The organism is Methylobacterium sp. JK268 (assembly GCF_054052225.1).
On record NZ_JBSVZN010000026.1, the window covers coordinates 92,900 to 106,042 of the forward strand.

Sequence of the window (13,143 nt, forward strand, 5' to 3'; positions counted from 1 at the left end):
ATGCTCTACACGCCCGCCGCCTGCTTGCCGCTCGCCCTGACCTCCGGCCGGCGCCCGGTGATCGGGGGCGGGGCGCCGATCAGCGACATCGGCGCCGCGGCCTGGGCGGCCGGCTCGGCCCGCGGGGCCGGGGCGTCGTTCACCGCCGGGTCGGCCACCTTCGGCTTCCAGGCCGCCGCGAGCGTCTTGGCGGTCGCGAGGTCCTTGGGCGCGAGCTTCCCGGCGACCTCGTCCCGCTTGCGCCCGGCATCCTCGTCGCCCTGGGCGGCGGCGGCGGCGAACCAGACGTAGGACTGGCCGAGATCCTGCGGGACGCCGAGCCCGCGCGCCACCAGGACGGCGAGATTGTACTGGCTGTCCCGCACCCCGAACTCGGCGGCGCGCCGGAACCAGGTGGCGGCGGCGGCGTAGTCGGGCTTGCCGCCCGCGCCGCCGGATTCCGCCATCAGCACCGCGAGATTGTGCATGGCGCGGACGTGGCCCTGCTCGGCGGCCTTGCCGTACCACGTGCGGGCCTGGGCCGGGTCGCGGGTGACGCCCATGCCCTTCTCGTACTGGCTGCCGAGCCGGTACTGGGCCGGGGCGTAGCCGGATTGGGCCAGCTTCTCGAAGAGCTTGGCCGAGACGGCGAGATCGCGGCCGATCCCGCGGCCATCCGCCTCGCGGCTGGCGATCTCGTAGAGGGCCGCGCCGTCGCCCTCGAGCGCCGCCTGCCGGAGGCTGGCGAGGGAGGGCGGCAGCCCCGCGAGGTCGGGCGCGAGCGCGGCGGCCGCGACCCGCGGCACCGGCGAGGCCTTGTCGGCAGACGCGTCCGGCGGCCGGGTGGCCGCGGCGCGGGACGGGGCCGCCTCGGCCGGAAGCGCCTGCGTGGTGGCCGGATCGGCCGCAGGCGCGGGCACCGCGGCTTCGATCGGGGCGGCCGCGGGGGTCGCCGGGGCCGCGACGACCGGGACGGCCGCGGCCCGCTCCGGCGACGGCGCCAGGAGGCCGTTCAGCGCCTGCAGCGTCCCGAGGGCCAGGATCACCGCGGCCAGGCCGAGCAGCAGCGGCCGCCGCCGCCGCTCGATCGTCGCGCGGAGCTGGCCGACGAGCCCCTGCGGGCCGGCGCCCTCGGGGCGGACGGACGCCTCGGCGGGTGCCGGGCGGGCGGGGCGGGCGGCAGCCTTGCCGACCGATGCCTCGGCGGCCGCGGCCTGGGCTGCGCGTCGGGCGGCCGCGATGAAGCTCGCCTTGATGTCGCTGGCCGGCCCCGCGGGCAGGGGCTCGGGGGTCTCCAGCTCCTGGCCGGGGCGCGGACGGCTGGTGCCGGGCTCCAGCATCTCGTCGGCCGGCCGGGCGTCCCGCGCGGCCGGACGGACCTCGGGCGCGGGCGGCCGGGCCTCCGGCGCCGGGGAGCGGGCCTCCGGCGCGGGCGCCGCGGGGGTCGGCGCCCGGGGCGCGCGGGGCGGCAGCGCGACGCTCTCCTTCAGCGTCTCCCGCACCGGCGCCTCGCGACGGCGCGACGGGGCAATCGGACCGGCACCGGTCCGGTCGCTCTCCATATGGGTGAGCCGCGTGACGAGATGCTCCAGCGCCGTGTGGACGCCGTGCATCGCCGCCTGGACCCGTCGCTCCGAGATCTCCTGCTGCGCGCGCAGGTCCGACAGCGTCGCCTGCAGGGCCTGGAACTGGTCCGCGGCCGGGGCGGCCGTCTTGCCGCCGCCCCCCATGCTGTCGGCCACGGCGTGGCGGGCGGCCCGCTCCGCGGCGGCCTGGATCGGCGCCTCGTCGCGCATCAGGGCCACCTGGGCGAGGAGGTCGCCCATGGTGCGCTCCAGGCTGGCGAGGGCCGGGTCGCTGCCCCGGGTCTCGATCCGGCCGGCGAGGGCCAGAACCTGCTTCTCGAGGACGTCCAGCGCCTCGCCGCTCGCCCCGGCCGCCACCCGGTCCACCTTGTCAGCGAGCGAGCGCAGCATGCCGTGGATCGAGGCGAGGTCGCCCCCGGCCATGGCGGGCCGGCGCAGCGTCTCGCCGAGCTGCTCCAGGCGCTCGATCACCTCGGCGCCCGGACTGGCGGCGGCGACCCGGTCGACCTTGGCGGCGAGCGCGTCGATCCGTCCGATGATCGCCTCCGCGGCGTCGGAATGCGGGGCCTCGCTCGCGGCGGACTGCGCCCGCAGGTCGTCGAGCTTGCGGTCCAGATCCGCGAGGCCGCGGGTGATCGCGGGCGAGTCCGCGGCCGGGCTCTGCAGGCCGGTGCGGATCTCCTCCAGGAGCGGCCGCAGCTCGGCCACGACGGGCCGCTGCTCGGCCACGTCGCTGACGAGGGCCGCCACGCGCTCGCTGAGCCCGTCGACGGAGCGGGCGAGGCTCTGGATCCGGTCCGGGGTCGCCAGGCCGGCGATCTGACGGCGGATCGCGTCCAGCTCGCCGAACAGGCTCTCGATCGCGTCCCGGTTGGCGAGGCTTCCCGCATCGGCGGACCCGACCACTCCGTCGATCTTGCGCGACAGGCGCTCCACATCCGCCGCGAGGCGCCCGTGGACGTCCGCCGCCACCTCGTCGGCGAGCCGGCTCACCTGGACGCGGATGAGATCGATCGGCCCGACCACCGCGGCGAGATCCTCGGGCTGGCGCGCCCGCTGGACCTCGTCGGTGAGCGAGCGCACCGCCTGCTCCATCGCCCCCAGGTCGCGGCCGGTGGCGAGGCCCGACAGCGCCTCCCGCAGGCGCGTCGTCTCTTCCTGGAGACCCGCGAGGGCGGGCGAGAGCGTGGGGCCGGCCGCCGTCCCGATGTCGATCTGCTGCTGGCGCTGCCGGATCTCGGCCACGGCCGCGTTGAGTTCCTCCTGGACGGGCAGACCGCGCCGGCCGATCGGGCGCTGATCGCTCGCCTCCACGCGCTCGCCGAGCCGCGTGATCCGCTCCTCGACCGCCCGCAGCATGCTGTGGAGGCCGGAGGGATCGGCCGCGCCGGACGCATCCGCCGGCGGCTGCCCGAGGGGGCTCTCCAACCCCTCGACGGCGCGCGAGACCGTCCGATCGAGGGCCTCCCGGCTCTGGGCGAGGCGGTGGTTGAGCTCGGCCCGGACCGAGTCCGGCAGCGCCTCGTGGAAGGCGGCCTGCGGGTCGGCCGCGACGATGCCCGCCGGCTCGGCCAGCGGCAGAGCCTCCTCCAGGCGCCGGTCGATCTCGTCCAGGCGCCGCGTGAGCGCGTGCACCGCCTCGCCCATCTCGGGGGCGGCCGGTCGCGCCCGGGCCGCCTCGGCGGCGGGCCGATGATCCTGTGTCTGCGGGCGGGGAGCCGGTCGGGCGGGGCGCTGGCGCGTCCGAGCACCCGGACGGGCGGGCTCCTGCGAGATCGTCGCGGCGAGCCACTCGTCGACGGAGAGCCCTGCCCGCCGGGCGGCTTCCCGGGCGGCCTCGCGCACGTCGTGATCGAAGGCGTCCAGGGTGGGAGTGACGTTCCGTCTCATGGGCGGCTCGAAACCTCGAGAGAGTCGGCGCGGAGTTGTCGACCCGCGGGGGGGCATTCAGCCCCGACGGAGGCGACGATGAAAGCGTAGTCAACGCTCTTCAGATTCGACGCCCTGGCCCCGATTTTCTGTTCGGTAGGGTAAACAAGCAGTTAAAGCCGCGGCCCGGGACAAAGCCGCGTCGCGAATCCGCCCCGCGTCGGCGGACACCCGCAGGGCGCAACGAAATATTTTTGTTCACAACTTGTGGCTGAATAAACGGGCCCGGAGGCCGCCGCGGCCACGGTCGGAACTGGCTCTGAGGCACCGAAACGGTAAGCTCTAATCCGAAATAACATATTGATCCGACGCGCTTTTTACCGTAAGTAACACACGTTCAAGTTGACGTTACCTTTCCCTAAGGGAGGTCAGGTGACCTTCTTTGTGTCATGGTGAGGTCGGATGCGGCGGGGTGCGTCGTCCGGCAGGTCGCCGATGAAGGCAGAATTCGGGGTTGATGGATGGCTCAGGAACGACAGGGCGAGACGATGCGGATGGGTTCCGGGCGGACCACCCCCGCCACGCGGATGGGTCGGGGCGCCGCCAGCCGCCACGCCGCACCCGCCACGCTGACGATCGGCGACCTCGCGGAAGAGTTCGGCGTCACGCTGCGGGCGCTGCGCTTCTACGAGGCGAAGGGCCTGCTGCACCCGCAGCGGCGCGGCACGACCCGCCTCTACACCGAGGACGACCGCAGCCGCCTCGCCACGATCCTGCGGGGCAAGGAACTCGGGTTCACCCTCCGCGAGATCGCCGCGATGGTGGATGGCGAGGAGATCGGGGAGGCCGGCGCGACGCCGTCCCTGTCGCTGTCCCCCGCCCAGGTCGAGGAGCAGATCGCGCATCTGGAGAACCAGAAGGCCGAGATCGAGCGCGCCCTCGATGCCCTGCGCAGCTACGGCAAGCCCAAGGCGAGCGCCTGACACCGACGTCCGGACGCCGTCGCGGCGTCCGGCCCGCCCTTCCCGACCCGCCCGGCGGAGCGCCGATGGCGGGTATTCGCGTCGAGGATGCAGCCCCGCGACGACGCGAGGAGCCGGCCCTCCTCAGCCGCCGAGGGCGCTCCGTGCCTCCGTGAGCCGGGCGGCGTAGCGGGCGATGAGGTCGATCTCCAGGTTGACGCGGTCGCCCGCGCGGCGCTCGCCCCAGGTCGTGACCGCCAGCGTGTGCGGGATCAGCAGCACCGTGAAGGTGTCGCCCTCGACGCCGTTCACGGTGAGCGAGGTGCCGTCCAGGCAGACGGAGCCCTTCTCGGCGATGAACCGGGCGAGGGCGGTGGGCGCCCGCAGCACGAAGCGGTCGCTGGGGGCCCAGGCGTCGTCCGCGGAGCCGGTCACCGATTCGCGCGCAACGATCTCGGCGAGCCCGTCCACGTGTCCGGTGACGAGGTGGCCGCCGAGTTCGTCGCCCAGGCGCAGGGAGCGCTCGAGATTGACGCGCGTGCCCGGCCTCCAGCTCCCGACCGTGGTCCGGGCCAGCGTCTCGGCGGCGGCATCGACCGTGAAGCGGCAGCCGGCCCCCTCCGGCACGATCTCGACCGCGGTGAGGCAGGGACCGCCGCAGGCGATCGACGCCCCCAGGGCGATCGTCGCCGGCTCGTAGGAGGACCGGATGGTGATGCGCCGCAGGAGGGCGTTGCCGCCCTCGACGGCGGTCACCTCGCCGACGTCGGAGACGAGTCCGGTGAACATGGGGAACTCCGCGCGTAGCTGGTGAACTGGTCGGCGCCGAGGCGCCCCTCGGCGATCCGGCACAGGGATCCGCCGAGGCGGTCGGCCAGCGCCGGGCCGATGGCCGGGAGCCCGGCCCCCACCTCCCGCGCACCGGTGAGAATCAGGGCCGAATCGACGAGGTCGGCCCGCGCGAGGGCGTCGCCGAGGGTCGGGCCGCCCTCGCAGAGGATCCGGGTGACGCCGCGCTCCCCCAGGAGGCGCAGGGCGGCGGTGAGGTCGAGGCGCCCGTCCGGGCCCGCCGGTCCGCGCAGGGTCTCGGCTCCCGCCTGCCGCAGGGCCTCCTCGGCGGCCGCCGGAGCCGTTGGCCCCGCGATGATCAGGGTCGGAACCCGGTGCGCGCCGCGCACGAGGTCCGCGGTCACGGGCGTGCGCAGACGGCCGTCCAGGACGATTCGCCAGGGCGAGCGCTCCGCGAGGCCCGGCAGGCGCACCGTCAGGGCGGGGTCGTCCGCCAGCACCGTGCCGCTTCCGACCAGGATCGCGTCGGCATGCGCCCGCGCGAGGTGGACCCGGGCATTCGCCAGCGGGCCGGTGATCAGGAGCCGGCCCGGCCCGGAGGCCGCGTAGCCGTCTCGGGTCCGGGCCAGCTTGAGCAGGACGGCGGGCCGGCCCTCCGTCACCCGCCGGACATGACCCTCGTGGTCGCGGGCCGCGTCCGCCTCGAGGATTCCCACCGTCACGGCGACGCCGGCCGCGCGCAGGCGGGCATGGCCGTGCCCCGCCACGCGCGGATCGGGATCGTCCATGGCGCTCACCACCCGCGCGACCCCGGCCTCCACCAGCGCGTCGGCGCAGGGCGGGGTGCGTCCATGATGCGAGCAGGGCTCCAGCGTGACGTAGAGCGTGGCGCCCCGCGCCGCCGCACCGGCCGCCGCCAGGGCGACGCGCTCCGCGTGGGGGCGCCCGCCCGGCTGCGTGACGCCCTGGGCGAGGATCCGCTCGGCCCCCGGCGGACCGGCGACCAAGACCGCGCCCACCGAGGGGTTCGGCCAGGTCAGCCCGAGGTGGCGGCGGCCCAGCGCCAGGGCGAGGCGCATGTAGTGCCGGTCGCGGGCGACCTGCGGATCCCCGGCGGGTGCGGCGGCGCTCACGCCCGCGACCGGGCGCGGCGCGCCGGCGCCTCCCCGCCCTCGTCTCGCGCGGGCGGCGACGCCCCGTCCGTGCCTTCGGCCGCCAGCGGCAGGCCGGCGCCGAGGCGCTGGTCGGGCTTGAGCCGTCCGAGCAGCTCCTCGAAGTCGCGCGCCTCGCGGAAATTCTTGTAGACCGAGGCGAAGCGCACGTAGGCGACGTCGTCGAGGGCCTTGAGGCCCTCCATGACGAGCTCGCCGATCGCCTCGCTCGTCACCTCGGCCTCGCCGCTGCTTTCGATCTGGCGGGCGATGCCGCTGACGAGGCGCTCGACCCGGTCCGGGTCGACGGCGCGCTTGCGCAGGGCGACGTCGATCGAGCGCTGGAGCTTGTCGCGCTCGAACGGCACCTTGCGGCCGGACCGCTTGACCACCGTCACCTCGCGCAGCTGCACCCGCTCGAAGGTGGTGAAGCGTCCGCCGCAATCCGGGCAGACGCGGCGGCGGCGGATGGCCGAGGAATCGTCGCTCGGGCGCGAATCCTTCACTTGCGTGTCGAGGCCGCCGCAATAGGGGCACCGCATCGACCGCCGACCCTCCGTGAGGCGCCCCGCCCGGCGGGGCGGCGGCGCGTGAAACGACGAGGGCCGGGCCCGCTGCCACGGGCCCGGCCCCCGAATCGCGTGTAATCGATCAGCCGTAGATGGGGAAGCGGTCCGTCAGCGCGTGGACCTCCTCCAGCACCGACTTCTCCGCCGCGGCGTCGCCCGCCTCGCCCGCCCGGGCGAGCCCGTCGAGCACGGTGACGATCAATTCGCCGACCTTCTTGAACTCGGCGACGCCGAAGCCGCGGGAGGTGGCGGCCGGCGTGCCGAGGCGGATGCCCGACGTCACCGTCGGCTTCTCCGGGTCGAACGGCACGCCGTTCTTGTTGCAGGTGATGCCGGCCCGCGAGAGCGCCGCCTCGGCCGCCTTGCCGGTGAGGCGCTTGGGCCGCAGGTCCACCAGCATCAGGTGGTTGTCGGTGCCGCCGGTGGTGATGTCGAAGCCGCCCGAGATGATGGTGTCGGCCAGCGCCCGCGCGTTCTCGACCACCTGCTTGGCGTAGAGCTTGAAGTCCGGCGACAGGGCCTCCCCGAAGGCCACCGCCTTGGCGGCGATGACGTGCATCAGGGGACCGCCCTGGAGGCCCGGGAACACCGCCGAGTTGATCTTCTTGGCGATCGCCTCGTCGTTGGTCAGGACCATGCCGCCGCGCGGGCCGCGCAGGGTCTTGTGCGTGGTGGTGGTGACGACGTGGGCGTGCGGGAAGGGCGAGGGATGGGCGCCGCCCGCCACGAGACCGGCGAAATGGGCCATGTCGACGAAGAACACCGCGCCCACGCTGTCGGCGATCTCGCGGAAGCGCGCGAAGTCCCAGTGGCGCGGATAGCCCGAGCCGCCCGCGATGATGACCTTCGGCCGGTGCTCCTCGGCGAGTTGGGCGACCTGCTCCATGTCGATGCGCTGATCCTCACGGCGCACCGTGTAGGAGACCGGCTTGAACCACTTGCCCGACACGTTCGGGGGCGCGCCATGGGTGAGGTGGCCGCCCGCCGCGAGGTCGAGCCCGAGGAAGGTGTCGCCGGGCTGCATGGTGGCCATGAACACGGCCTGGTTCGCCTGGCTGCCGGAATTCGGCTGCACGTTGGCGAAGGCGCAGCCGAACAGGCGCTTGGCCCGCTCGATGGCCAGGGTCTCGGCGACGTCGACGAACTCGCAGCCGCCGTAGTAGCGCCGGCCCGGATAGCCCTCCGCGTACTTGTTGGTCAGGACCGAGCCCTGCGCCTCCAGCACCGCCCGCGACACGATGTTCTCGGAGGCGATCAGCTCGATCTCGTGCTGCTGCCGACCGAGTTCCTGTTGCACCGCGCGGGACAGCTCCGGATCGACATCGGCCAGGGAGGCCGAGAAGAAGGAGTTCGACAGGGGTGTGGTGGCGGTGCCCGCGCTCATGATGACCTCGACGGTTGGCGTGTTGCGTCCCGGGGGGCTGGTCCGGACTGCGTGAAGCCCGTCAGCCGGTGTCTATACGGGGCCGACATCGCGGCCAAGGCCGGCGCCGCTCCGCCGCCGCGGACCGGGCTGCGGCCCGCCGGCGCGGGATCTCGCCCCTGCGCGGAGTCGGCCGGGCCGCGCGGCCGCGGGCCCGGCCGGGCCTCCGGCGTGTCGCTTCGTGGTAACCTCTCAAGCCGATTTAAGTCAAGAAAACGCGGACTTAGAAAAACTGAACGCCCCGGCAGGAAAAACTTGCGTCAGGGGCCCTCTCAGTAGTGGGGCGGGGGCGGCTCCTCACCGGGCGAGCCGGGCCGCTCGGCCATGTCGCGCAGGCGCTCGCCGAGCGCGGCGACCTGCCGCGTCAGGAGGTCGATCCGCGCCCACTGCTCCGCGACCACGCGGCTGAGATCCTCGACGGTGCGCTCGTGGTGGGCGAGGCGCACCTCCAGGTCGTCGAGGCGAGGGGTGGGATCGGGCAAAGAATCCTCGCGCGGCTCAGCGGCTCGCCCGGGCCGACGGCGCGCCGGGACGATGCGGGCTACCGACGCCCCCCAATCCGGCGCGTCCCGCCGCGTTGGCCGATGCCGGCATTCTGGTCGCCGGCATCCTGTCACGCGACCGGACGGCTGCCAACGCCTCGTCCCTGTCGGGCGCTCATCGGTTGTTCCTGATCTCGATGATCGTGGCCTCGAGCCTCCTTCGTACCGGAGGAGGACAATCAGGGTCGTCGAGGACTTGCCTGATGAAGGTATCATCCTTGTGCGCAACGGCGTGCGCGATGTGCTTCGTCAAGAAATCATCGTACGGGATGACCGGATGAAGGAAGGCGACATCGGGCGTGGTGTTCTTGGCGCCGAGCCGATGCGGCAGGCGGACATGGAAGGTGTCATGATCGTACGCTCTCTTCAGAATTCGATTCAGGTCGACGTGGGAGAACGACGAGTTCGCCATCGCTGAGGCGACGAACGCTTCGCAAAAGACGAATGGCGACGACGGATCAAGGAACTGGGTGTCGATCTCGCCGATGGCGGAGGCTTCCTCGACCCGCAGTTTATAGAGAAAATCGATGGCCGGCCGTGACAAGCAGATGAGAGGAAATAGGCACGTGTGAACAGAGGAGAATTTCTTCGATGCCGTCGCTGCCCATGCCCAATCAGGCCCGGCATTGCCGAAATGAGGTCCAGCAAAGTCGATCTTCTTCTTCCTTATTTGGTCGGACAGAATTTCTAAAGACGCCCTGTTTCTGTGCTGAATATCGATATCGAATTCGAATAGTACGAAATAGTTGTGGTTTTTAAGATGACGAGACGCCAAATAGAATGGATAGTCTCCTAAGAACCACAGATAGTTGCTGACGTTCGCCTTGCACAAATCCAACGCCTTGAAATCATCGACGCGGTGATGCAGGATGCTATCGCTTCGATCGAGACCGGACGACTTATTTGTCTCATCAAATACGAGATAAACATCATAATACTCACTGTCATCAATCAAATTGATGAGATTTATAAGTTTATCATTGATCGAATGTGCGCGCACCAGCACGGCAACGTCGGAATGCGGAGGCTTTCTCAATCTCGGAGCTACGTTTTCTTCCAAGATATGAGGTCTTCCATCGCCCGTGTAGACGCCGACGGCTTGCCGCCGGAGCGTCTCGTCCACGTTCCACCGATCGAAGACGGACGTGACCGAACCGTCCTTTCCGATGAACAACAAACGATCGTATTCCCATTCCCACCGGCTCTCGTTCGGGTGACCCGCGTTCCGGATCGTGCCGTCGTTCATGAGAGCCAAGTTGGCTGCCAGGACCTCTCCCCCGCGCCCGGTCAGGTTCCACGTCGTCTCGATCAGGGACCGCTTCTCAAACCGCGAAATGCTTATCACTGGGGATCTCCAAGGGGCGGTGCCGTCTGCCGCCGGACCTCGCGTGAGACGCACGCGTATGGGTCCGAACGCGCAGTGGTTCGGCTACGATGGCAGATGCCGCGCAATCCAGGCCGAGACATTCGTGAGTGACTGATTGATGACCTGATCCATGTCAAGGTACTGATAAGTTCCGCACCGGCCAATGAACGAGAGGCGCGAGTTTTCCGCCGCACGCGCCTTGTATTTGTCGTAGATTACCTGATTCCGATCGTCGGCTGTTTTGACAGGATAGTAGCGTTCGAAATCATTGTCTCGGTAGTCGCATGGCTCTTCCTTGGTGTGCGTGCGTCTTCCCGTGTCCGCGACGACGTGATGAGGAATGACATGCCAGGCGGTTTCGCGGGTGAACGGGCCCGCGTCGGTGAAATTGGTCGTCGCCCAGGATTGCTCGGTGTCGACGTCGCGCGAGGTGCGGTGATGAAACTTGATGGACCGGTACGGAAGCTCACCGTCGGTGAACTCAAAATATTCATCAATCGGCATAGAGTTGAAGCAAAAATCGTAACTTTTCTCCATCGATTTTTCGAATTCGACATTAGTATCGTAGCGGATGTTTTGATGATTCAGGATATTTGCAAACAAATTTGTGTAGCCAAGTTTAGGCATGATTTGTTTGTCTTCTGCGTTGAAATAGCTATCATTAGTATTGAAGTGTATAGGAATGCGCTTGACCACCGATGAAGCCATGTCTTCCAAATCAAGTTGCCACATTTTCTTGGTGTAGGGTCTGAAAAAAAGTTCGGTTAAATCGCGCCCGATCCTCGAATAAAGGTATTCTGCGGCATTTCTCGGAGATTGGATCGGGACCGATAGCGAAGACAGGAATTCCTTAACATCGGCTGGGTCGGTGAGGTTCTTGGCGAAGACGGTATTGATCGTATTTATGTTGATGGGCAGCGGTACCGTCACTCCAGACGGAAGCAGAGCACGGACGCGATGAGTGTAGGGCTCGAAATCACCGAACTGCCTCAGCCAATCGATGACCCGATCCATCTTCGTGTGAAACAGGTGCGGGCCGTATCGATGCACCCTGATGCCGTTCTGATCGACGTAATCATACGCGTTTCCGGCAATGTGTTCTCGCTTATCGATGACGTGCACGCGACAACCCCGCTCGGCGAGTTCTCGCGCGTGGACGGCGCCGGCAAAGCCCGCCCCGACGACCAAAATGTCCTGCATCGGGCAACTCCGACGAACAACGTCACTTCCAGGATGGCAGGCTGATCGTGTTTAGCCGCTGCGGTGATCAACCCACCTACCGGATAATGCGCACTGCGACCTGCTGGTGGTGCGGGACAAGGCCGATATACTCGTATGACCGCTTGTAGTAATCAACAAACTCCTTGAACGCGCGATATTCATGAATTCGCCAAGAGGGATAATTGAAGTATTCGTCAAAGACGATGACAGTTCCAGGTACAATCCGGTCTCGCAATAAGTGGAATATTGTTTTTGTTGAGGAGTAAAGATCGCAGTCTACGTGCAGGAACGAGACTGGTATATCTTTGAAACTATCCAAAAATCCTGGAATGGTGTGATCGAACCAGCCCTTTATCAAGTTCACGTTGTTCTCAACAGCTGGAAGCCCTCCTGTTGCAAACGCTCCGCGTGCGAATCCTTGGCGCCAGTCTTCAGGAAGTCCTTCGAACGAATCGAACCCGTGGAAGGTTTGATCGCGGAACGATCGTGCCATATGATTGATGGACGAGCCGGAGAACACGCCGAACTCCAAGTTCAAGCCATCCAGCTCTCGGCGTGATAGACCGTAAGTGATAAGATCATGTGCGCCCGCGAATCTCTTCGCATTGCTTAAGTGATCTGCTGCATACTGGCTCGAGTCGATCGCCGCAGCAAGGAATGCGAGATTATCGACGTTGAACGAGTCGGTGACGCGGCCGAAGAGCGCATTAAGAACAAAGCGCTCGACCTCTCTATGGAGCGTTTCTCTTCCATTTTCGTTATTCAGCATGGCCTCAAATTCGTTAGACATGATCAGTGATTCCTAGGGGCGATGCGTCAGACGCAACTGCGTTTACGATGGTCCATAACGCAGGTGCGAGGCGTTCGGCAAGCCAATCCATTGTGTACATCGGACCCAAACGCCCAGGTCGGTTTGTGTAACACTCCGCAAATTGCTGATACAATAGCAGAACTAACTCTGCGGGTTCCTAAAAGTGAATAACGTTTCTGTGCCTGACAGTGCCTTAAATTTACCAATATTTTTCAGATATATGACTTAAAACTCAATATACGCACGTCGAATGTGAATATATGAACTCGACCGAAGCCGGGGTGTCCAGCGGAAAAGGCATCCATCCCGTAAATTTAGGTGAACGTGTACAACAATGCGACCCTTAGAGAGTCCTGTCATGAACCAAATTGCAGTGATAAGTCATTATGTTTGGCAAGTTTAAATTTATAAAAAGAACAATGTCGACTTTGTGGGTCGATAGGTTACTACATTCGCGTAGACCGAGGCTGCAGCGTCGGTCCTGTGAGAGTGTGGCGGGTCGCAGGCCGCGCGGCAACATCGGATCGGCGGGGCAACCGGACGGCCCTGGCGAGCCCATCGGCCGGGTCGGACTCGAGGCGCAGAGCAGCGGACGCATCGCCATCGCTCTGTCTGCGCGCGGGCATGATGGCTGCGGCGCCGTGATCGTCGATGGTCGGCACAGTTGCGACCCGAGGCCGGTGCGCCGGGACGGAGACGTGCGCGCAGGTGAGGGGCGCTCCCTCGCAGCGTGTGGCGCCGTGAACACGCGCGCAGTGTCGCGATCGTCGACCGGATCGCTTTCCGCGGCCGGATCGTGCGTGGTCCGGCGGGAGCTTAGGCTCGATGCTCCGCAAGCGTTGGACGGCGATAGTCGGTGGATCAGGTGCTCGCCC

Annotated in this window: 10 protein-coding genes; 1 reads left to right on the top strand and 9 read right to left on the bottom strand. The window is 67.9% G+C overall.

The genetic code is table 11. The features are described 5' to 3' along the window. Nucleotides 1–5: 5 nt before the first annotated feature. Nucleotides 6–3,455 carry an SEL1-like repeat protein gene (locus ACW9J6_RS24185; protein ID WP_457118996.1) on the bottom strand — a complete coding sequence of 1,150 codons (3,450 nt, stop codon included), beginning with the start codon at nucleotides 3,453–3,455 and terminating at the stop codon, nucleotides 6–8. A 533-nt stretch (nucleotides 3,456–3,988) separates the two neighbouring features. Here ACW9J6_RS24185 and ACW9J6_RS24190 point away from each other — a divergent pair. After that, a complete protein-coding gene (locus tag ACW9J6_RS24190; RefSeq protein ID WP_457119033.1) occupies nucleotides 3,989–4,417 on the top strand; it encodes a MerR family transcriptional regulator in 429 nt (142 codons plus the stop codon). A gap of 123 nt (nucleotides 4,418–4,540) precedes the next feature. Here the strand turns inward: ACW9J6_RS24190 and ACW9J6_RS24195 are convergent, their stop codons facing one another. From ACW9J6_RS24195 to ACW9J6_RS24230, 8 genes are all read right to left on the bottom strand, one after another. Then, a complete protein-coding gene (locus ACW9J6_RS24195; protein ID WP_457118997.1) occupies nucleotides 4,541–5,185 on the bottom strand; it encodes a riboflavin synthase in 645 nt (214 codons plus the stop codon). Further along, on the bottom strand, nucleotides 5,149–6,264 hold the full coding sequence (gene ribD / locus ACW9J6_RS24200; protein ID WP_457119034.1) for a bifunctional diaminohydroxyphosphoribosylaminopyrimidine deaminase/5-amino-6-(5-phosphoribosylamino)uracil reductase RibD: 1,116 nt from the start codon (nucleotides 6,262–6,264) through the stop codon (nucleotides 5,149–5,151). The genes ACW9J6_RS24195 and ribD overlap by 37 nt, the downstream gene beginning before the upstream one ends. Nucleotides 6,265–6,314: 50 nt before the next feature. Next, a complete protein-coding gene (gene nrdR / locus ACW9J6_RS24205; RefSeq protein ID WP_457118998.1) occupies nucleotides 6,315–6,878 on the bottom strand; it encodes a transcriptional regulator NrdR in 564 nt (187 codons plus the stop codon). A 109-nt stretch (nucleotides 6,879–6,987) separates the two neighbouring features. Continuing rightward, on the bottom strand, nucleotides 6,988–8,289 hold the full coding sequence (gene glyA / locus ACW9J6_RS24210) for a serine hydroxymethyltransferase (RefSeq protein WP_457118999.1): 1,302 nt from the start codon (nucleotides 8,287–8,289) through the stop codon (nucleotides 6,988–6,990). A 311-nt stretch (nucleotides 8,290–8,600) separates the two neighbouring features. Further along, complete coding sequence (locus ACW9J6_RS24215) at nucleotides 8,601–8,810, bottom strand: SlyX family protein (RefSeq protein ID WP_457119000.1); 210 nt, start codon at nucleotides 8,808–8,810, stop codon at nucleotides 8,601–8,603. A gap of 175 nt (nucleotides 8,811–8,985) precedes the next feature. Further along, complete coding sequence (locus ACW9J6_RS24220; RefSeq protein WP_457119001.1) at nucleotides 8,986–10,269, bottom strand: hypothetical protein; 1,284 nt, start codon at nucleotides 10,267–10,269, stop codon at nucleotides 8,986–8,988. Nucleotides 10,270–10,299: 30 nt separating this feature from the next. Next, nucleotides 10,300–11,436, bottom strand: a complete 1,137-nt coding sequence (locus ACW9J6_RS24225; RefSeq protein WP_457119002.1) for an FAD-dependent oxidoreductase — start codon at nucleotides 11,434–11,436, stop codon at nucleotides 10,300–10,302. Between the two features lie 76 nt (nucleotides 11,437–11,512). After that, a complete protein-coding gene (locus tag ACW9J6_RS24230) occupies nucleotides 11,513–12,247 on the bottom strand; it encodes a class I SAM-dependent methyltransferase (protein ID WP_457119003.1) in 735 nt (244 codons plus the stop codon). Between the last annotated feature and the right edge of the window lie 896 nt (nucleotides 12,248–13,143).